This window comes from Paenibacillus sp. FSL R5-0623 (genome assembly GCF_037974265.1).
Lineage (GTDB): Bacteria > Bacillota > Bacilli > Paenibacillales > Paenibacillaceae > Paenibacillus.
Genome location: NZ_CP150233.1, coordinates 2,041,340 through 2,061,573 on the forward strand (window position 1 = coordinate 2,041,340; position 20,234 = coordinate 2,061,573).

Consider the following 20,234-nt stretch of genomic DNA (forward strand, 5'->3'; position numbering starts at 1 on the left):
ATTAGCTCCGGCCTCCGCCGCACACCCATTTCACCAGCTCGGTTCCCATATGCGCCCCCATAAAAGCAGAGATTAAATACAGAATTTGTTTGACCGCCGGAGACAGGTTACCATCCAGGAAATTGCTCTCGATGACACGCATGGGATCTATTGTGCCGCCGACAGCGGCTGCGAGTGCCCATATCTTTATTTTCCCGGAAATATCGAGCATTGTCTGTGTCGGAGGCTGAAGAGAGATCACTGCTCCAATACCTCCGATCATCGCGCCGCCCAGCACGATTCCAAACGCAATAAAGAAATCAAGAATGGCTTTGGACAAAAATGTGCTCACTGGCAACACCCCTTTCAGACCTAGCAGCACACCTCCTGTCTTGGGTCTGTCACAGGGGGAGCGGCTTGTACTTCTATTGTATGGGCGTGCCCCCGAACGTTATGATAAAATAGAATAATAAAGTCTCCTTTTTATGAGGTTGTCACGAATTTTAATAGGAGATTCCATTTTTTATTTATTTAATTCATATATATATGAGATAGATAGGATAGCAGACGGATCAGATGATCGATGCTGCGACTATCTGCGGCGAAAGGAAGAAAAAAACATGAGTTCTTTTGTGCATTTGCACGTTCACAGCGAATACAGTTTGCTGGACGGCGCTGCGCGTATTCCGGATCTCGTGAATAAGGCTGCAGATCTCGGAATGACGACACTTGCGCTGACCGACCATGGCGTGATGTATGGTGCAATTCCTTTTTATAAAGCATGTATGGAGAGAGGCATCAAGCCGATTATAGGGTGCGAGGCATACATGACAGCAGGGTCCCGCAAAGAGCGGGGAAGCCGCAAGGATCAACCGATTCATCATTTGATTTTGCTTGCCAAAAATATGACGGGTTACCGTAATCTGATGAAATTGTGCTCCATTGGACATCTCGAAGGTTTTCATTACAAACCCCGTGTAGATATGGAAAGTCTGGCTGCCCATCACGAGGGCATTATCTGTCTAAGCGCATGTCTGGGTGGGGAAGTACCACAGCATCTGTTGCATGGACGAGAAGAAGAGGCGAGAAGTGCGGCGTTACGCTACAAAAATATCTTTGGTGACGACTTCTATCTGGAACTTCAGGATCACGGGCTTTCCGAGCAAAAAAGGGTAAATCCGCAGTTGATCAAACTAGCGGCTGAGCTTGAGATTCCGCTTGTAGCCACCAATGATGCGCATTATCTGTCCGAAGAGGACGCGGAGCTTCAGGATGTATTGATCTGTATTGGAACAGGCAAGACCGTGGATGATGAGACTCGGCTTCGGATTGGAACCAATCAGCTCTATCTGAAAAGTGAAGAAGAGATGGCTCGTTTGTTTCCTCATGTACCGGAAGCTCTGGCAAACACCGTCCGCATTGCGGATTCCTGTGAGTTGAAGCTGGAATTCGGCAAATCGATTTTGCCAGAATACAGACCACTTCCTGATGGACTCAGCCCTTCTTTGTATCTGCGTCAGCTGTGCGAAGAAGGAATGGAGGAGCGTTATGCGCAGTCCACACGTTGGACAGATGCGGAGCTTCGATCCGAACTCGAACAACGATTAGCGTATGAGCTGGGTATAATCGACAGCATGGGATTCTCGGATTATTTCCTGATTGTTTGGGATTTTATCGCCTATGCGCATAAGCAAGGCATTGTTACTGGACCAGGCCGGGGCTCCTCGGCAGGTAGTCTGGTAGCGTACACTTTGCATATTACCGATGTTGATCCGATGAAATACAACCTGCTCTTCGAACGATTCTTGAATCCCGAGCGGATCTCCATGCCGGATATTGATATTGACTTCAGCGATGAACGTCGGGATGAGGTCATTGATTATGTCGCCCATAAATATGGCAAAGCCCATGTCGCCCAGATTATTACGTTTGGAACGATGGCTGCCCGTGCAGCCGTACGTGATGTTGGACGGGCACTGAATGTGCCTTATGGTGAAGTGGACAAGGCTGCAAAGCTGATTCCGGCGCAGCTTGGCATTAACATTGAGCGGGCCATGGAAGCTACACCTGAACTGAAGGCGCTGTATGAAACCAAGCCTAAGACACGTGAGCTGCTGGATATGGCGATGAAGGTCGAGGGTATGCCACGCCATGCTTCGACGCATGCAGCGGGAGTGGTTATCTCCCGTGACCCGCTAACCGATGTGGTGCCGCTTCAGGAGGGCAGTGAAGGGACAGCATTAACCCAGTATTCCATGGAAAACCTGGAGTCGATCGGGTTGCTTAAAATGGACTTTCTTGGTCTGCGTACCCTCTCGATCATTGAGCGTTGTGTGCGCTGGATTGGGGAACATGGAGAAATTCCGGACTTCCGTCTTATTCCCGATGATGATCCGTTAACGTACGAGATGCTTGGGCGAGGGGACACGATGGGCATATTCCAACTGGAATCTGCCGGGGTACGCCGTGTGCTGAAAGAGATGAAGCCAAGTGGTTTTGAAGATGTAATCTCTGTACTTGCCTTGTACCGTCCGGGCCCGATGGAGTTCATATCCAAATACATTCAGGGCAAGCATGGACAGATTGAAGTGGATTACCCCCATGTGGATCTGGAGCCTATCCTGAAAGATACGTACGGCATCATCGTGTATCAGGAACAGATCATGCAGATAGCCTCCCGGATGGCCGGTTTCTCGCTGGGTGAGGCAGATTTGCTCCGCAGAGCGGTCTCCAAGAAGAAACGGGAAGTGCTGGATCTGGAGCGTGGACACTTTGTACAAGGCAGCCTGAAACAAGGGTATAGCGAAGAAGAGGCAGACCTGGTCTATGATATGATCGTCAAGTTTGCCAACTATGGCTTCCCACGTGCCCATGCCGCGGCATATGGTGTGCTTGCGTTCCAGACAGCGTATCTGAAGGCGCATTATCCGGTTCATTTTATGGCATCCATGTTAACAGCCGTAATGGGCAGTCATCGGAAAGTGGCAGAGTACGTGGTGGAATGTCGGCGTATGGACATGGAGGTGCTTCCGCCGGATGTGAATGAGAGTGGTATTCTGTTCACACCTGTATTTGTGCCGTCCGGCAGCGCAGGAGCCGGGGATCAGAGCAATGTATCGCAGCAGACTGCGGGAGCAGATGCAGAGAGTGACGCCGGAAGCCCTGCCGAAGAACATGCCACGAACGGTAACGAGAGTTCCTTCAGGGAAGATCGCGTTCATGAGCATGATGGATATTCCGGACAAGCCGAATATGGTGAAGCACCTCTGCCGGATGATCCCGGTCCTGGACCGGAAGAGAACAGTGGTGAATATGAGTGGCAGGCAGCAACATCCATGCCTGAGACATCCGACAACCGGAAGGAACCGGGATTGGTGACGGCTTCTTCAATGGGTGCAATACGATTTGGTCTGGCCGCTGTGAAAAATGTCGGTACCCAGGCAATGGAAAGCATTATGATCGTAAGGCAGGAGAGACCGTTCGACAGTTTGCTCGATTTTTGCCGTCGTGTGGATCTGCGTGTATGCAACAAACGTGTGATTGAATCGCTGATCCAGGCCGGAGCTTTTGATACATTACCTGGGCACCGGGCCCAATTGCTCGCGATGCTGGATGAGACTGTTGAAGCGGCTCTGAAATGGCGCAAGGAACGCGAGGATCTGCAGATTCAATTGTTCGACTTTGTTGAGACGCCAAACTGGGAGATTGAGTATCCGGATATTCCTCCTTATTCCTCAGGGCAGCAACTGGAGCTGGAGCGTGAGTTGTTAGGTTTGTATCTCTCCGGGCATCCGCTGGATGACTATGAAGATGTGCTGGAATCGAGTGGGGCTGACCGGATCATGGAGCTGACCGAGGCGGCAGACGACACGATGACCGTCGCCGCGGGTATGGTTGTGTCTGTGAAGTCGATTACGACGAAACAGGGCAAGGCTATGGCGTTCATGGAGCTGGAAGACCAGATTGAACGCTGTGAAGTGGTTCTCTTTCCCGAGGTATGGCGGCGTAGCCAGCAACATGTCGGGAAAGGTGAACTGCTCGTCGTGCGTGCCAAAGTGCAGCAGCAGGACGAAGGGTTTAAGCTGCTGGCTGAGGAAGTGGTGCCGTTGTCACCGGCGGCACTGGAGCAGCAGCTGCGCAGCCGCGACCGGCGCGGCAAGCCCGGCAGCGGCAGTTCTTCGCGCCCGGCGCAGTCGGCTTCGCCGCGGCGGCCAGCGGGCGCAGGAGCCGAAGCGCAGCGCAGCAGCGCAGGCGGGGATGCTTCCGCTGTGCGTAGCAGCGGGAGCCAAGGCTCGGCAGCGACGCGCAGCGATGCGGCGGGTACGGGCGCAGCCACGGCGGCGGCTTCCCGGCCTGGCGGTGCCGCAGAAGCGGCAGGCAGCCCGGCGCAGAGCCGCGAACCGCGGGCCGTGGAGCAGCGGGTGTTCGTGAAGATTGCCCCTCATGCCGAGAAGCCTGAGCTTCTGGCACGTCTGAAGCAGCTGCTTCAGGAGCATCCCGGACCTGTGGCGACAGTGCTCTTCTATGAGCAGCAGCAGAAGCTGCTTGCGCTAAGTGATGCCTACCGGATTAAGCCATCACCTACCTTATTCTCCGATATGGAGAAAATGCTGGGGGAAGGCACAGTCAAAATTAAATAAGAGGCTGTCCCGTAAGTGATAGCACTTATCCATAGTATGAAACCTGTTTGGCTCAATGCTGAACAGGTTTTTTTGTGATTACTTTAGCGCGGTTCCTGATTTCAACCATCCGCACATTTTATGAACATTTTAACAGGTTGCTGCATACACTTGAGAACACCGAAGGACCTCGCGGTCCTCGGGGGATTGATGCGGGAGGTCGAGATATGTCATATGAAATCGTAGAAGCCATGCTGGCCCGGCGGGGTGTACGGATTGATGCAATCGCAGCAATTGTATACCGTCTGCAAAAAGGGTACCACCCCGAACTGACCTTGGACGACTGTGTAACCAGCGTGAAATCCGTTCTGCAGAAACGAGAGGTGCAATATACGCTCTATACGGGTATTGCTCTCGACGAACTTGCGGAGAAAAAACTCTTGCCCCAACCGTTACAGGCTATTATGGAAGCGGATGAATCCCTGTATGGAGTGGACGAGACTCTGGCCCTCGGCATTACTCATGTGTATGGTATGATTGGTTTAACCAGCTTTGGTTACCTGGATAAAGAAAAAATAGGTGTAATTCATGATTTGAACGAACACACAACAGCCATTCATGTCTTTTTGGATGATCTGGTCGCAGGGGTGGCCGCTGCGGCTTCTGCCCGGATTGCACACAAAAATATTAAAGCCAAAAAATACCCCTCAGACCTTTAACCCCCTGTATTTCCATGCTTGTCTGTTATGGTCAATCTAATGGCTCATATGAAGGTCTTCAAGGGCGGCTGACGCTGCCCTGATAAGCTTGCGGCTGCTTATGGAAGAGGTATGAACAAGAAGATTTCGTCAACCATATGAGTTATTCGTGGGGGACTAATGTCCCTCATGATCCCAAATTCTCCCCAAAGGTCCCGAACCCTTTCTTGCAGAAAAAAAGTGAGGTATGTTATCATTAGTCCAATATACGGGCTCTGAACATTAGCTTAGGGGGCGGACAAGGCATGTGGACGGTGATTTACATTGCACCGACAGCAAAGGTTGCGGACAAGATCAAGACCAAGCTTTCGGAAGAAGGTTTTCTGGTACAGACCCGTCCCATCAGTTTATCCAAGCAGCAATTTGAGATTCGCGTCCCTTCTGGGGAATTGGAAGAGGTCCAGGAAGTGTTGAATTCCATTCTGCATTCCTGATTTGTTCGACATCAACGTGCCTTGGCAGATGAAGAAGTACCATCGGTACATAAGGGGCTAATCGCGTAAGCGGAGAGAGGAATCGACTTGCATGTATTGTATGCTGCTGTCCTTCCTTCTTTTTTTGTTAGGACAAGGACCGACCTGATTGCTCCCGGAGACCCTACCAAGATAGATTCAAACATCGGCGCAACAATCTTTCGGTTTTTGCAGGTAACATCAATCGTGCTGACAGAAGCCGGTGATCCTTGCCATGTACCGGCGGATTTTTTTGTTGTGAATGCTGGACAAGGCCCATGGCAGCGTGTGGGTCGTAAGCGGTTTACCGTAGCACGCGGATGAAGCTGCCACAAGCAGCGCTCTGCAGGTTGCGGCCATCAAATCAACGGCTGGAGAGGTGTAGTTGTGTTCAAAGATATATTCCAGAAGAAACGGAAGTACGCTACCATACCTTCCGAGCGTGCACTTCCCGGCGAAGGCCAGGAAGTCCTAGAACGCCCAAAACGTGAAATACCTGAAGGGCTTATGAACAAGTGCAGCAAATGCGGCACGATTCAATATAGCAAGGAATTGGAGAAAAATCTGAAAGTATGTCCTGCCTGTGGTTACCATATGCGTCTTAACGCTATGGAGCGCATTGCTATGGTACTTGATGATCAAGGATTTGTTGAGTTTGATGCTGATATGATATCGGTTGATCCACTTGGCTTTCCTGGATATAGCAACAAACTGGAACAACAGCGCCTGAAATCAGGTCTTAAGGAAGCTGTAATTACGGGGGAAGGAACCATTGATGGCCTGCCTGTAGTTGTGGCTGTCATGAGCTTTGATTTCTTCACAGGCAGCATGGGTTCTGTAGTAGGGGAGAAAATTACCCGTGCCATTGAGCATGCCACAGAGAAACGGTTACCATTGATTATTTTCTCAACATCAGGTGGTGCCCGGATGCAAGAGAGTATTCTCAGCCTCATGCAAATGGCCAAAACAAGCGCAGCTTTATCCCGTTTGGATGAACAGGGCGGGCTGTACATTTCGGTCATTACGGACCCAACGACAGGTGGAGTCTCGGCAAGTTTTGCGAGCCTGGGCGATATTAATATTGCCGAACCTGGCGCTGTATTTGGTTTTGCCGGCAGAATCGTTATCGAACAGACCATCCGTCAGAAGTTACCTGATGATTTCCAGACGGCTGAATTTAATATGCAACATGGTCAGTTGGACATGGTTGTGCACCGGAAAGAGCTTCGGGCCACTCTTGGCAAGCTTCTGGATATGCATAGTGAAAAAGGAGGGGTCTAAATGGCGGGTGAGTTGCCATATGAAGCGCCTCTGGTTGAGATGCGCAAAAAGATTGATGAACTCGTACAGTTTGGACAGGAAAAAGGCATCGACTTCACGGACGAGATTGCCCGCCTGGAAGAACGTTACCATAGACTTGAAGAAGAGATCTACACTGGCATAACAGCAGCTCAGAAGATGCATCTGGCCCGGCATCAGCAGCGCCCAACGGCGCTGGACCTGATCCAGCTTATATTTACGGACTTCATTGAGCTGCACGGTGATCGCATGTTCGGAGACGATCTTGCGGTTGTTGGCGGACTTGCCAAGCTGAATGGAAAGACAGTAACGGTAATCGGACAACAGCGGGGGAAAGACACGAAGGATAATATCGCCCGCTTTTTCGGCAGCGCTCATCCAGAAGGTTTCCGAAAAGGACTTCGTCTGATGAAACAAGCGAACAAATTTGGCCGTCCTATTATTACGTTTATTGATACTAAAGGGGCGTATCCGGGTAATACTGCAGAAGAGAGAGGTCAATCGGAAGCGATTGCTCGCAACCTGATGGAGATGGCGAAGCTATCGGTTCCTGTTATTGTTGTGGTCATCGGCGAAGGTGGAAGCGGTGGTGCCCTCGCTATGGCTGTGGGTAATCGTGTGTTGATGCTGGAACATGCGATCTATTCTGCAATCTCTCCGAACGGCGCTGCTTCGATTCTCTGGAAGGATGCATCCAAGGCAGATCAGGCGGCTGAAGCAATGAAAATAACAGCCAAAGACCTGCTGGAGATGGAAGTCATTGAAGAGATTGTCCCTGAGCCACGCGGCGGTGCTCATCGGGATTATGAAGCGTCTGCTGCTTTCATCAGTGAAGCCTTGGTCCGTCATCTGGACGATATGAAGGGTTGGAGCGGGGATCAGCTGAAACAGGATCGTTATGAGAAATTCCGTAAAATTGGATCAGTCACGTTTGAACCTCAAGCATCCATTGAAGCCCCTCAAGAGCTTGTAAAAGTCGATGTTGCGAGTAATTTGTCGGGAAATGCTGAATAATGTGACGAATTTCCTATACAAATGAGCAAAAGTATAGTAAATTTAATAGTTGGAAAAAGAAAAATAGATAAAGAGTAATACCTTTAAAATCGGAGGAAACCCAAAATGCGTAAAACGAAAATTGTATGTACCATTGGTCCATCCAGTGAATCTCTGGAGAACACCAAAAAATTGATTATGGCCGGTATGAATGTGGCCCGTCTGAACTTCTCCCACGGTGATTTCGATGAGCACGGCGGACGGATCATTGCGATTCGCCAAGCATGCGAAGAGTTGAACAAAACAGTAGCGATCCTGCTGGACACCAAAGGACCGGAAATTCGGACAGGTAAACTCGAAGTTGAACCAATCGAATTGGTTCAAGACGAGTACATCACTTTGACAACAGAAGAAATTCTGGGAACCAAAGAACGTCTTTCCATTACGTATACAGATCTTCCGAATGATGTTGAACCGGGATCTACAATTCTGATCGACGACGGTCTGATCGGACTGACTGTGGTGGAAGTGCAAGGCACCGAGATCAAATGCCGTATCGTTAACGGCGGATCGATCAAAAGCAAAAAAGGTGTTAACGTTCCGGGCGTTGCCATTTCTCTGCCGGGTATCACCGAAAAAGACGCTAACGATATCGTATTTGGTATCGAACAAGGTGTCGATTTCATCGCGGCTTCTTTTGTACGTAAAGCAAGTGACGTACTTGAGATTCGTGAATTGCTTGAAAAACACAATGCTGGACATATCCAAATCATCTCCAAAATCGAAAACCAACAAGGTGTCGATAACCTCGACGAAATCCTTGAAGTGTCTGACGGCCTGATGGTTGCTCGTGGAGACCTGGGTGTTGAGATTCCTGCGGAAGAAGTACCATTGGTACAAAAACGCATGATCCAAAAATGTAATGTTGCAGGTAAACCGGTTATCACAGCTACACAAATGCTGGATTCCATGCAGCGTAACCCGCGTCCAACACGTGCGGAAGCAAGTGACGTGGCGAATGCGATCTTTGACGGTACGGACGCAATCATGTTGTCCGGTGAGACAGCTGCGGGTAAATACCCAGTTGAATCTGTTCTGACCATGTCCCGTATTGCTGAAAAAGCAGAATCTGCTCTGCCTTACCAAGAGTTGTACCTGAAACAACGTGTTGCTCAACAAACAACAGTTACAGAAGCAATCAGCCAATCGGTTGCTCTCCAAGCTCAAGATTTGAACGCAAAAGCGATCATCACTTCGACTGAATCAGGACACACTGCACGCATGATTTCCAAGTATCGTCCAGAATCTCCAATTATCGCTGTGACAACGGAAGACAGAACTTCCCGTCGTTTGGCTCTGGCTTGGGGTGTAACTCCTGTCAAAGGAAGACTGGTTGATTCCACGGATGCTTTGTTCGAAAACGCAATTGAAGGCGGCGTAAAATCCGGACTTGTTAAAGAAGGAGACCTGGTTGTGATCACAGCAGGTGTACCTTTGGGTCGTTCCGGTTCTACCAACCTGATTAAAGTAAGCCAAATTCCAAACAACGCTTAATAGCGTCTTGGATGGAGAAGCAACAGAAAAGAAGCAATGGGGCTTTATTGTCCCGTTGCTTTTTTTCCATCTTATTGACACTTTGCAGCGATGTAACACGTATGAATGATAGAACGAAGGAGGCTGATAACGTGCGAGAACAGAGCAACGGTAGCTGGTATGCGGCACGTCTTCGTGTACGCTATCAAGAAAGTGACCAGATGGGCGTGGTCTACCACGCGAACTATTTGAATTGGTTTGAAATCGGTCGAACTGAGATGATTCGCCAAATGGGGTATACATATCGTAAAATGGAGGAACAGGGGTTACTGCTTCCCGTAACCGGACTGGATGTGAAGTATCACAAGCCTGCCCGATATGATGATGAGATTATCATTTTCACCCGTATTGCTGCATTTAGTGGTCTGCGACTGAATTATGAGTATGACGTAAGACGCATGTCTGAAGAACCTGATGAGCATATGGCGATTGGAGAACGGGTATGGTCAACTGATGAATTACTCCCCGGTGAACGGCTAGTTACAGGTTCTACCCAGCATGTGTGGGTGAATGGGGACTGGAAGCCAGTTCGGCTGGATAAGGCAGCCTCTGAGTTATACAGCGCGCTTGAAAAGGTGTGGCTTTTGGGAAAGGAGTAATACGTCAATGCGAAAATGGATGTGGGCTTTACTCTTAATCATTCCGGTGATTGAATTATTTGGTTTTATTCTGATGAGTGACTGGATCGGAGCCGGAAAGACATTGCTTCTCATGATTCTCACGTCCTTGATTGGTATAGCAATGTTGCAGTTTGAAGGGCGAAAAGTACTTGTGGACGCCAAATCCGAGATGGAGCGTGGCAAGGTACCAGGAAGAAAAATGGTCGATGGTCTTTTTATTTTTGTCGGTGGTTTCTTACTTTTGATTCCAGGTTTTGTAACGGATCTGATCGGGTTTACACTGATATTTCCATTAACACGTCCGGTTTACCGTCTGTTCTTCCTGGGATGGCTAGAGAAAAAAATGAAAAGTGGCAAAATTACGTTTTATCGTCGTCCGAAATGAAACACCAGTTGTTATGCATAATGGAAAAGGCTCCGCTCAACAGAACATTTCTGTTGAACGAAGCCTTTTTATTTTTCCTGTGTGCTCATAAGATGATGCCTCATCGGACACGTCCGTTGATGATATACGTTCTGAGGTCGCGTAATACGTTAGCCCGATTGAACGCATCGAGAATCACGAGACTGACAGGGCCAATAATCAAGCCCAGAACACCGAACAACTTCAAACCCACAAACATGCCAACCAGCGTGGCGAGTGGGTCGAGCCCTACACTGCTTGCAAGTACCTTCGGTTCAATAATCTGACGGGCGATCAGTAAGATCAGATAGATAATACTAATGCCAATACCCAGATACAGATCCCCATTCATAAAGAGGTACGCTGCCCAAGGCACCATGATAAGGCCCACACCCAGATAAGGAAGCAGATCGACCAAACCAATCATCAGAGCAATGGTGAAGGCTGAATTAACTTGCAATATAAGTAGTCCAATCATAACGAATAGTGCTGTAATCGAGATCATGATCAATTGTGCTCTTGCGTATCCGAACAATGCCTTCTTAAGGTCGGTCCATATGTCGGATATCGGCTTGCGAATGGAAGAGGGTACCCATCCCGATACGGTGATGTTGTGCCTGGTCCAGCTTTTGCTAATGAAGAATGTAGACAACAGAACAACGATTAATACCGCGCCCATGTTAGGCAGGGAAGTCAGCAGACTCAGAATCATGTTGAAAAATCCGGTGACCAGATCTGTGACGGCTGTACCCACCGTTTCAGTTGTTTTACTAATATTGCTGTTGATGGTTTCCTGGTAGTTGGGATTTTCCTTGTAAAATTCATTGATCTGCGCAGTCAAACTTTGAATGGTGTCATTCTGGGTCCAGCGCACAAACGTGTCCTTGATCTCATCAACATGAAGATCAAAGCTTGTCGTAAGTGAAATGACTTCTTTTACCATGCGGGTAATCGCCGCAGACAGCACCACCGCAATGGCTCCAAAATAAAGGATCAGTGAAAGAGTCACAGCCAGCCAGCGCGGGAATCGTGCTCGATGCTGAAGCAGTTTCACTAATGGATTCATGGCATAGGCGATAATCCAGGCAATTGCAAAAGGGTACAAGAGCGGGAACAGCAAGTATATGGCAACGGCGATCAGAACGGCCGCAATGATAACCCATAAGCCGCGGAGCAGGCGTTTCAGTATTATTCTATCCAAGCATCAACTCTCCTTATTTCAATTAAGCCGACCTATGTATGATCCAGGAAGCAGTATTAGAAATAGATGGCTATCTTAATTAATATAGAGCATTTACAAGGTTTTGAAACGCCGGGATGTTACCAGATCTTGTTCAAAAGCGGACTTTTGAACAAAATCTGCGGGGATTCTTTCTTTTGCCTAGAGTATGCCTTAGCATTACAGAATATAGCAATAGAAAGTTCTTCATACGACAAGATTGGTTAAAAAACATTAAATGTCAACCTTGTTTTTGTAAAGGCTTTCAAAAATGCTTTATCGGTCCGATAAAGAAGTTTGATGTGCGAATGAACTCTCATCATGTTCACATAAACGACAAAATCCAGTATGATGTTATAAGTAAATACCGATTGACAGATAGGAAAACCGTAGTTTGAAATATTTGTTAATTTTAAAATGAAAATGTTTACAAAAAGAGAATAGGTGCATTTTGGCACTTATATGACACTCTGGAATGGTTCCTGATTTCGCTTATTAAAGGAGAGATGTATATGACAGCTACCAAAGGTCTGGAAGGCATCGTTGCAACAACCTCTTCGATCAGTTCTATTGTAGACGGTGTGCTTACATACCGTGGTTACGATATCGACGATTTGGCTGAACATGCCAGCTTTGAAGAAGTTGCCTATTTGTTGTGGTTTGGTAAATTGCCAACAACGGATGAACTGAAATCCCTTCGTAAAAGCCTGAGCGATTACGCGCCGATTCCGAGCGAGTTGATTGCACAAATCCAATTGTATCCGAAAAACGTCAGCACCATGGCAGCACTTCGTTCCGCTGTCTCTGCACTTGCACTGTACGACGAGCAAGCGGATGAGATGACAACGGAAGCGAATGAGAACAAAGCGGTTAAGTTGCAAGCACAGTTGCCAACGATTGTGGCAGCCATCGCCCGTATCCGTCAGGGCAAAGAACCTGTGGCTCCAAAAGAAGGCGCTTCCATCGCAGAGAACTTTTTATATATGATGACTGGTGAAGAACCATCCGAGACCGCAGTGAAAGCATTGGATCAAGCCCTTGTCCTGCATGCGGATCACGAGTTAAACGCTTCGACATTTGCAGCCCGTGTAACGGTTGCTACGCTGTCAGATATCTATTCCGGTGTAACTTCCGCCATTGGCGCACTGAAGGGACCACTGCATGGCGGTGCTAATGAAGCCGTTATGAAAATGTTGAATGAGATCGGTACGCCTGATCGTCTTGAAGCGGCAATTCAGGAAAAACTGAATAATCGTGAAAAAATCATGGGCTTTGGACATCGGGTGTACAAAAACGGCGATCCACGTGCCAAACATCTACAGAAGATGTCCAAGGAACTTGGCGAGATGAACAATGATACGCGTTTGTATGATATGTCTGTGAAGATCGAGGAACTGGTAACAGGACAAAAAGGACTGAAGCCTAACGTAGACTTCTATTCTGCTTCTGTATATACCCAACTGGAGATCGAACAGGAATTGTTCACTCCAATCTTTGCGATCAGCCGGGTGTCTGGATGGACTGCGCATATTTTGGAACAGCTTGCGGACAATCGCATTATTCGTCCACGTGCGGAGTACACTGGCCCTACAGAACAGAAATACGTTTCTATTGAACTTCGCTAATAGCCGCAAAAACAGTATAATAATATAGACGAGGTGAAGGGTTGGAAAGCAGAGGCTTTACTGGCTTGGGCTCTCAGGACCCTTCTCTCAACAAGACTAGTGGTATGATGAATACTGCATATACGAAACCTAGGAGGAATTTTAACTATGAAATTAGAAAAATTTGCTCACCCAACTGAAGGCGAAAAAATCCAAATTGATAATGGTACACTTCAAGTACCTAGTAATCCAATCATTCCATTTATCGAAGGTGACGGTACAGGCCGTGATATCTGGAAAGCTTCCAAACGTGTATTGGATGCAGCTGTTGAAAAAGCTTATGATGGCAACAAAAAAATCGCTTGGTATGAAGTGTTTGCTGGACAAAAAGCATTCGATACATACGGTGAGTGGTTGCCGAATGATACACTGGAAGCCATTCGTGAGTATATCGTAGCGATCAAAGGACCATTGACTACGCCAATCGGTGGCGGTATTCGTTCCCTGAACGTAGCCCTGCGTCAAGAGCTTGACCTGTACACATGCTTGCGTCCTGTTCGTTATTTCGACGGCGTACCTTCTCCGGTTAAACGTCCTGAGTTGGTAGACATGGTCATTTTCCGTGAGAATACGGAAGATATCTATGCAGGAATCGAGTATGCTGAAGGTTCTGAAGAAGTGAAAAAAGTGATCCAGTTCCTGCAACAGGAGATGGGTGCTAACAAAATCCGTTTCCCTGAGACTTCCGGTATTGGTATCAAACCAGTTTCTTCCGAAGGTTCGAAACGTCTGGTACGTGCAGCAGTGCAGTACGCAATTGACCATAACCGTAAGACGGTTACATTGGTACACAAAGGTAATATCATGAAATTCACAGAAGGTGCCTTCAAAAACTGGGGATATGAAGTGGCTGAAGAAGAGTTCGCTGACAAAGTATTCACATGGGCACAATACGACATCATCAAAGAAAAAGAAGGTACAGATGCAGCGAATGCAGCACAAAAAGCTGCTGAAGATGCTGGTAAAATCATCGTAAAAGATGCGATTGCCGATATCGCTCTGCAACAAGTATTGACTCGTCCAGGCGAATTTGATGTTATCGCAACATTGAACCTGAACGGTGACTATCTGTCCGATGCACTTGCAGCGCAAGTTGGCGGAATTGGTATCGCTCCTGGAGCGAACATCAACTACGTAACAGGACATGCTATCTTCGAAGCAACTCACGGTACTGCACCTAAATACGCGGACAAAGATGTCGTGAACCCTGGTTCCGTTATTCTGTCCGGAGTAATGTTGCTTGAGCACTTGGGATGGCAAGAAGCAGCTAACCTGATCTACAAAGGTATGGAAACATCCATTAACAATAAAACAGTAACGTATGACTTTGCACGTCTGATGGACGGCGCAACTGAAGTGAAATGTTCTGAATTCGCGGATCAAATCATTAAAAACCTGTAAGGGGAGATGTGAATCTTGACTATTCAGCGCAAAAAAATCACAGTAGTCGGCGCCGGTTTTACCGGTGCTACGACCGCATTAATGCTTGCCCAAAAAGAACTCGGGGATGTTGTGCTGGTTGATATTCCTCAACTGGAGAACCCGACGAAGGGGAAAGCACTCGATATGATGGAAGCAAGTCCTGTTCAAGGATTTGACAGTCATATCGTGGGTACTTCCAACTACGAAGATACTGCAGGTTCTGAGATTGTAATCATCACCGCTGGTATCGCCCGTAAACCGGGTATGAGCCGCGACGATCTGGTCAATACGAATGCGGGTATCGTGAAGTCCGTTTGTGAAAATGTGAAAAAATATTGCCCTGATTCCATCGTCATTATTCTAAGCAACCCGGTGGATGCGATGACTTATGCAGCTTATCAGACCCTTGGTTTTCCTAAAAACCGTGTTATCGGTCAGTCAGGTGTTCTGGATACAGCACGTTATTGTACCTTCATTGCGCAAGAGTTGAACGTATCTGTTGAAGATGTTCGTGGATTCGTTCTTGGCGGTCACGGAGACGATATGGTGCCTCTCGTTCGTTATTCGAGCGTGGGAGGCATTCCGATAGATACGCTGATTCCGGCTGACCGGATCGAATCCATCGTGCAGCGCACACGTGTAGGCGGTGGTGAGATTGTGAACCTGCTTGGTAACGGCAGTGCATATTACGCTCCAGCGGCTTCACTTGTTCAGATGACCGAAGCGATTTTGAAGGACAAGAAACGTATCATTCCAGTGATCGCTTATCTTGAAGGTGAATATGGCTATAATGATCTGTTCCTCGGTGTACCAACCATTCTGGGTGGTAACGGCATTGAGAAAATATTCGAACTTGACCTGACTGCGGAAGAAAAAGCAGGGTTGGATAAATCGGCTGATTCGGTTCGCAACGTCATTTCGGTAGTAAACCTGTAAGTTTGAAAACTTTTTGAACAGAAGCTAAAAGAAAACCTCCGGTAAACCCGGAGGTTTTCTTTTCTTTGGATAAGTTCCCCAGTATAATGGAATGTGATGTATAGCACACCGAAAATGTTGAGGAGGATGAAAATTTTGACAATGATTATGTATCTGCTCCATATTGTTGGAGCACTGGCGATGGGATTCTATTTGATTCTGCCATTTGTGGTCGGAAAAATCCGTACCTTGAATGCTGCAGCACAAGAGGGAGCCTTTGCATCGCTTCGTTCTTTGAACAAAGTCGCGCAGTATGGACTTGTAATCCAACTTCTTACTGGTGGTTACCTGATGACCAAAGGTGAGTATTCTCATGTCTGGATGGCTGTTGTTGTTGTTCTGCTCTTAGCTATTGCGGCTATTGGAGGAATTATGGGTAAACCGCTGCGACTCGCTGCAGAAGGTGTGAAGAACAAGCGTGATGTGGGCCCTGAGCAAAGCAAAATCCGTATGTTCAGTACACTTCTGGCTGTATTTTTGCTAATCATGGTGTACCTGATGGTGAATAATCAGGTGATCTAAGTGCGTTGTGGACGATTAATCCATCCTACGAAGATGTATTGTTAGTTGTTGGTTAAGCGTTTGCAGACGTAATTAGGACAAGCCATATGATATGTAAGATGGTGTTCCGTTGAAACAAATAAAAAGATAGACAGCCTCATTGGCTGTCTATCTTTTTATTATCGAGATGAGATCAGCAGTCCTCGGTGTATTTAAACTGGAACTAGAGGGATCACTACCCTTCATAACAGCATGCATATTCCATCAGATACGGTCTACATTGGTTAGGTTGTACTCACAGTATACGCACGCACTGCATTTCGACCGTTGCGCTTGGATTCGTACAAGGCAGTATCAGCGTCGCGTAACAAGGACTCCAGCGAATCTGACCCTCCATTGTACTGGGCAATACCAAAGCTTGAGGTCAGTGTAATAGGCACTCCCTTAACATCCAGGGGGTCATTCAATAAGGCAACTCTCAGTTGTTCGGCAAGTTTCTCGGCTTCTTGAAGCGAGGTATTCGGAAGAGCGATGACAAACTCTTCTCCTCCATAACGGGCAAACAACATCTCAGGGCTTAAATATCGATTACAAACAGAGACGACATGAATGATGGCCTGATCGCCAACATCATGCCCGTACGTATCGTTGATGCGTTTAAAGTAATCAATATCAAATAAAATAAATGAAACAGGTTGCAGATTAAGCTGAGCTTCACTCAAAATCTCCCGTCCTCTATGCAAAAATTGAGTGCGGTTATAGATTTTGGTCAAACCATCGAAATAAGCCAGTTGTTTCAGCTGTTCTTGCAAGAAGCGTTGTTCCGTTATATCGATTAACATAATTAGACTGCCCACAGTCTGTGCATCCTTGTTATACACGTAAGATGTCCTGACCTGGTAACAGACGGTCTCTCCATTTAACTGCCAGTACAGATCGGTTTGCAATCCTTCTCTTCCGTATTCAACGGGAAACGTCTTTCCAGCAAGATTAAGCCAGATATCATCCAAGGGTTGGCCAATCATGGCTGTATCAAGCTCTGGCAACATGTCACGCAGAGATCGGTTGTAATCGACCAGTCGATTGAAACTATCCAGTACAATAACACCTTCACGCATGCTCTCGAAAATACTGTCTTTGGCGATGGGTACGATGGTCAGTAGACGTGAGGATAGAATCGCCCAGATATACATAGCAGACGTGATACACATGAGTACGGGTACGGGGTCCATCCCGCCGGGGGTCACACCAAGCAAATACAGAAAAGCTGCGACCATAGGAATAATCTGTGAAGTAATGAGAGTAAGTAATTGACGACGATACATCTTCTTGGTATGTCTCCATTGTCCGATCAGAATGAGGCAGGCACATAACAGACAGGAAAAGGTGAATGCACCGTGTACAACATACCATTGGCCCACTGCGATATCCATCAGAGGAACGGGACTATCTTCTCTCAGCCATACTTTTTTATAAAATAGATGATGAAAGTCATTGGTTGCAACCATAGCTAGTGTAACGGAAGGGATTACAAACAATGAGGCAGTTACCTTTTTGGATAACGTTTTTCCAGTGTACTTTATCATCAACATGAGGCCAAGAGATGCGGAGAAGGGCATGCCTATATACTCCACGGTGGTCCAAAACATCATCTGCTCCAGCGTGTTGCTGGCTAGCTCAATCGCATAACCAAAAGTGTATATGGAGAGTGCTGCTGTGTAGAGAATGAATATTTTGGAACTGGGGATCTCGGATCTTCTGAAATAGGTATATAAACACAAAAAGACATTCAGCACGGCTGAAGTAGCTACGAGTGTTATATATGAATTAATATGCGATTCCATTGTCAGGTCTCCATGTTAGTTTAGAATGATTAAACCAATAAAAATGAGAGTTAAAGCACATCAGTATACTGTACATTGTACATCAGCCCATGCAGCATAGGAATACGCTTTGTATCATGAAACAGTCTAATTTTGAATAAATTTCGAATTTTGGCAAAACAGGCATTGAAGCAAATAGGTTGTTTGATATCCAAAGATCGTGGTAAATAACGATTAGAGACAGCACGCTGAGACTTGAGTTGCTGTTGATCACAGAAGAATAATCTGGACTGTTACTGCCATCCTACAGAATGAGACTTTTTTCAGAGAACGAAAGACAAGGAAGTGTGCAGTTATGTCCATGTCTTCTGTAATCCAAATATGTTCACATTTTGAGAGGAGAATGTTAGATGTCAACTACACCACAAAATCAAAAAACAATGCCAGCACAGCACCAGGATCAACGCCCCGGAATCGAATCAGAGATGCATCCCAGACCGGAATTTGAGAAGCCTGAATACAAGGCAGCAGGTAAACTGACGGGTAAGGTGGCGCTTATTACAGGGGGTGACAGCGGAATTGGACGTGCTGTTGCTGTTACGTATGCCAAGGAAGGCGCGGATGTCGCCATTGTATACCTGAGCGAGCACGAAGATGCCAAGGAAACGAAGCGTCAGGTCGAACAGGAAGGACGCAAGTGCATCTTGATTGCAGGTGACATTGGTGATGATGCCTTTGCGAAGAAGTCGGTTCAACAGACAGTGAATGAACTGGGCAAACTGGACATTGTCGTGAATAACGCAGCAGAACAGCATCCACAGCAGAATCTGGAGGATATTACGCCAGAACAGCTGGAGCGTACATTCCGTACCAATATCTTCGGCATGTTCTATGTGACACAAGCAGCCCTTCCACATCTGAAGCAGGGCAGTACGATAATTAATACAACCTCCATCACAGCCTATCGCGGCAGCCCGACACTGCTTGACTATTCGTCTACCAAAGGAGCAATCACTTCGTTCACTCGTTCGTTGTCGATGAATGTGATTGAGAAGGGAATTCGTGTTAATGCCGTTGCACCAGGGCCGATCTGGACACCACTCATTCCATCCACATTTGATGAGAAAAAAGTAAGTGAGTTCGGCGCAACGCAACCAATGAAGCGGCCAGGACAACCGGATGAACTGGCTCCCGCCTATGTATATCTAGCTTCAGATGATTCTTCGTATGTGAGCGGACAGGTGATGCATGTAAATGGCGGAGAAGTGGTGAACGGATAATACGTAAAGAACGTTTAGACTCAGGATAAGATTTATTATATAGAGAGGCGTATCGCTTTCAGCATGGCTGAGCGGTGCGTCTTTTTTATATCAGGGGAATGTGCAAGTTTAAGATGCGGTTAGCAGCTGTTTACAAAAGTCTGCATCTGCGTTGATACATATATGATATTGTACGAATAACCTCGCTGACTGGAATCTCCCTAATCTGTGATATGATAGATCGAGCAATTATACTCGGAGGGATAAGTCATATGAAAATTAGCAAACAGAATGCAGCACATTATATATGGGGTGCACAGTGCGATGGCTGGCACCTTGTTCAAAACGATAAATTGAGCATCATTCATGAGCGAATGCCTGCAGGAACGGCTGAAATACGACATTACCATTCGGTAAGCCGTCAGTTTTTTTTCATCCTCAGCGGTGAAGCGTGTATGGAACTTAATGGAGAGACGTTTGTGCTGGAAACCCATGAAGGAATAGAGATTGCACCCGGAATGCCGCATCAGATGATGAATCGGAGCAACGAGGAAGTGGAGTTTCTCGTAATTTCCAATCCAGGTACCCGTGGGGACCGAATTGAACTGGATTCAATGTAGAGCAATTCATAAGATATTAATCTGATCATAAAGGA

18 protein-coding genes are annotated in these 20,234 nt (G+C 47.1%); 15 read left to right on the forward strand and 3 right to left on the reverse strand.

Annotated elements, in window-relative coordinates; genetic code table 11:
- Window position 1: 1 nt before the first annotated feature.
- Window positions 2-331, reverse strand: coding sequence for a YtrH family sporulation protein (locus tag MKY92_RS09450; RefSeq protein WP_026081169.1), 330 nt, complete (start codon window positions 329-331; stop codon window positions 2-4).
- A 268-nt stretch (window positions 332-599) separates the two neighbouring features.
- On the opposite strand from MKY92_RS09450, the gene MKY92_RS09455 reads away from it, so the two are divergent.
- From MKY92_RS09455 to MKY92_RS09495, 9 genes are all read left to right on the forward strand, one after another.
- Window positions 600-4,619, forward strand: a complete 4,020-nt coding sequence (locus tag MKY92_RS09455) for a DNA polymerase III subunit alpha (RefSeq protein ID WP_339300374.1) — start codon at window positions 600-602, stop codon at window positions 4,617-4,619.
- Between the two features lie 206 nt (window positions 4,620-4,825).
- Window positions 4,826-5,317, forward strand: coding sequence for a phosphatidylglycerophosphatase A (locus MKY92_RS09460; RefSeq protein WP_036609851.1), 492 nt, complete (start codon window positions 4,826-4,828; stop codon window positions 5,315-5,317).
- A gap of 284 nt (window positions 5,318-5,601) precedes the next feature.
- Window positions 5,602-5,790 carry a hypothetical protein gene (locus MKY92_RS09465; protein ID WP_017689496.1) on the forward strand — a complete coding sequence of 63 codons (189 nt, stop codon included), beginning with the start codon at window positions 5,602-5,604 and terminating at the stop codon, window positions 5,788-5,790.
- Window positions 5,791-5,997: 207 nt separating this feature from the next.
- Window positions 5,998-6,132 (forward strand): hypothetical protein, encoded by a 135-nt coding sequence (locus tag MKY92_RS09470; protein WP_339300375.1) that lies wholly within the window; start codon window positions 5,998-6,000, stop codon window positions 6,130-6,132.
- 63 nt (window positions 6,133-6,195) lie between these two features.
- Window positions 6,196-7,089 (forward strand): acetyl-CoA carboxylase, carboxyltransferase subunit beta, encoded by an 894-nt coding sequence (gene accD / locus MKY92_RS09475; RefSeq protein WP_036609844.1) that lies wholly within the window; start codon window positions 6,196-6,198, stop codon window positions 7,087-7,089.
- Window positions 7,090-8,121, forward strand: coding sequence for an acetyl-CoA carboxylase carboxyltransferase subunit alpha (locus MKY92_RS09480; RefSeq protein ID WP_036609840.1), 1,032 nt, complete (start codon window positions 7,090-7,092; stop codon window positions 8,119-8,121).
- A 105-nt stretch (window positions 8,122-8,226) separates the two neighbouring features.
- Window positions 8,227-9,654 (forward strand): pyruvate kinase, encoded by a 1,428-nt coding sequence (gene pyk, locus MKY92_RS09485; RefSeq protein WP_017689492.1) that lies wholly within the window; start codon window positions 8,227-8,229, stop codon window positions 9,652-9,654.
- A gap of 131 nt (window positions 9,655-9,785) precedes the next feature.
- Window positions 9,786-10,292, forward strand: coding sequence for a thioesterase family protein (locus tag MKY92_RS09490; protein ID WP_339300376.1), 507 nt, complete (start codon window positions 9,786-9,788; stop codon window positions 10,290-10,292).
- Between the two features lie 7 nt (window positions 10,293-10,299).
- A complete protein-coding gene (locus MKY92_RS09495) occupies window positions 10,300-10,698 on the forward strand; it encodes an FxsA family protein (RefSeq protein ID WP_076209101.1) in 399 nt (132 codons plus the stop codon).
- A 100-nt stretch (window positions 10,699-10,798) separates the two neighbouring features.
- On the opposite strand, the gene ytvI is transcribed toward MKY92_RS09495, so the two are convergent.
- A complete protein-coding gene (gene ytvI, locus MKY92_RS09500) occupies window positions 10,799-11,917 on the reverse strand; it encodes a sporulation integral membrane protein YtvI (protein WP_339300377.1) in 1,119 nt (372 codons plus the stop codon).
- 530 nt (window positions 11,918-12,447) lie between these two features.
- On the opposite strand from ytvI, the gene citZ reads away from it, so the two are divergent.
- The 4 genes from citZ to MKY92_RS09520 all read left to right on the forward strand — a co-directional run bounded on the left by citZ (window position 12,448) and on the right by MKY92_RS09520 (window position 16,518).
- Window positions 12,448-13,560, forward strand: coding sequence for a citrate synthase (gene citZ, locus MKY92_RS09505; RefSeq protein ID WP_017689488.1), 1,113 nt, complete (start codon window positions 12,448-12,450; stop codon window positions 13,558-13,560).
- Between the two features lie 147 nt (window positions 13,561-13,707).
- Window positions 13,708-15,000 (forward strand): NADP-dependent isocitrate dehydrogenase, encoded by a 1,293-nt coding sequence (gene icd, locus MKY92_RS09510; RefSeq protein WP_339300378.1) that lies wholly within the window; start codon window positions 13,708-13,710, stop codon window positions 14,998-15,000.
- A 15-nt stretch (window positions 15,001-15,015) separates the two neighbouring features.
- Complete coding sequence (mdh, locus tag MKY92_RS09515; RefSeq protein ID WP_036609827.1) at window positions 15,016-15,957, forward strand: malate dehydrogenase; 942 nt, start codon at window positions 15,016-15,018, stop codon at window positions 15,955-15,957.
- Between the two features lie 141 nt (window positions 15,958-16,098).
- On the forward strand, window positions 16,099-16,518 hold the full coding sequence (locus tag MKY92_RS09520) for a hypothetical protein (protein WP_036610969.1): 420 nt from the start codon (window positions 16,099-16,101) through the stop codon (window positions 16,516-16,518).
- Between the two features lie 263 nt (window positions 16,519-16,781).
- On the opposite strand, the gene MKY92_RS09525 is transcribed toward MKY92_RS09520, so the two are convergent.
- Window positions 16,782-18,341, reverse strand: a complete 1,560-nt coding sequence (locus MKY92_RS09525; RefSeq protein WP_339300380.1) for a histidine kinase N-terminal 7TM domain-containing protein — start codon at window positions 18,339-18,341, stop codon at window positions 16,782-16,784.
- Between the two features lie 389 nt (window positions 18,342-18,730).
- Between MKY92_RS09525 and MKY92_RS09530 the strand changes: the two genes are divergently transcribed.
- Together MKY92_RS09530 and MKY92_RS09535 are read left to right on the forward strand one after the other, a co-directional pair.
- Window positions 18,731-19,600: an SDR family oxidoreductase gene (locus tag MKY92_RS09530; RefSeq protein ID WP_339300382.1), complete on the forward strand. Its 870-nt coding sequence runs from the start codon at window positions 18,731-18,733 to the stop codon at window positions 19,598-19,600.
- A 251-nt stretch (window positions 19,601-19,851) separates the two neighbouring features.
- Window positions 19,852-20,199: a cupin domain-containing protein gene (locus MKY92_RS09535; protein WP_339300383.1), complete on the forward strand. Its 348-nt coding sequence runs from the start codon at window positions 19,852-19,854 to the stop codon at window positions 20,197-20,199.
- Window positions 20,200-20,234: the final 35 nt, after the last annotated feature.

What these genes read in the sequence shown, in the direction of transcription:
- MKY92_RS09455 (WP_339300374.1), top strand. Translation starts at nt 600, where the DNA reads ATGAGTTCTTTTGTGCATTTGCACGTTCACAGCGAATACAGTTTGCTG.
- icd (WP_339300378.1), top strand. Translation starts at nt 13,708, where the DNA reads ATGAAATTAGAAAAATTTGCTCACCCAACTGAAGGCGAAAAAATCCAA.
- MKY92_RS09520 (WP_036610969.1), top strand. Translation starts at nt 16,099, where the DNA reads ATGATTATGTATCTGCTCCATATTGTTGGAGCACTGGCGATGGGATTC.
- pyk (WP_017689492.1), top strand. Translation starts at nt 8,227, where the DNA reads ATGCGTAAAACGAAAATTGTATGTACCATTGGTCCATCCAGTGAATCT.
- MKY92_RS09495 (WP_076209101.1), top strand. Translation starts at nt 10,300, where the DNA reads ATGCGAAAATGGATGTGGGCTTTACTCTTAATCATTCCGGTGATTGAA.
- MKY92_RS09460 (WP_036609851.1), top strand. Translation starts at nt 4,826, where the DNA reads ATGTCATATGAAATCGTAGAAGCCATGCTGGCCCGGCGGGGTGTACGG.
- citZ (WP_017689488.1), top strand. Translation starts at nt 12,448, where the DNA reads ATGACAGCTACCAAAGGTCTGGAAGGCATCGTTGCAACAACCTCTTCG.
- MKY92_RS09465 (WP_017689496.1), top strand. Translation starts at nt 5,602, where the DNA reads ATGTGGACGGTGATTTACATTGCACCGACAGCAAAGGTTGCGGACAAG.
- MKY92_RS09525 (WP_339300380.1), bottom strand. Translation starts at nt 18,341, where the DNA reads ATGGAATCGCATATTAATTCATATATAACACTCGTAGCTACTTCAGCC.
- MKY92_RS09530 (WP_339300382.1), top strand. Translation starts at nt 18,731, where the DNA reads ATGTCAACTACACCACAAAATCAAAAAACAATGCCAGCACAGCACCAG.
- MKY92_RS09480 (WP_036609840.1), top strand. Translation starts at nt 7,090, where the DNA reads ATGGCGGGTGAGTTGCCATATGAAGCGCCTCTGGTTGAGATGCGCAAA.
- MKY92_RS09535 (WP_339300383.1), top strand. Translation starts at nt 19,852, where the DNA reads ATGAAAATTAGCAAACAGAATGCAGCACATTATATATGGGGTGCACAG.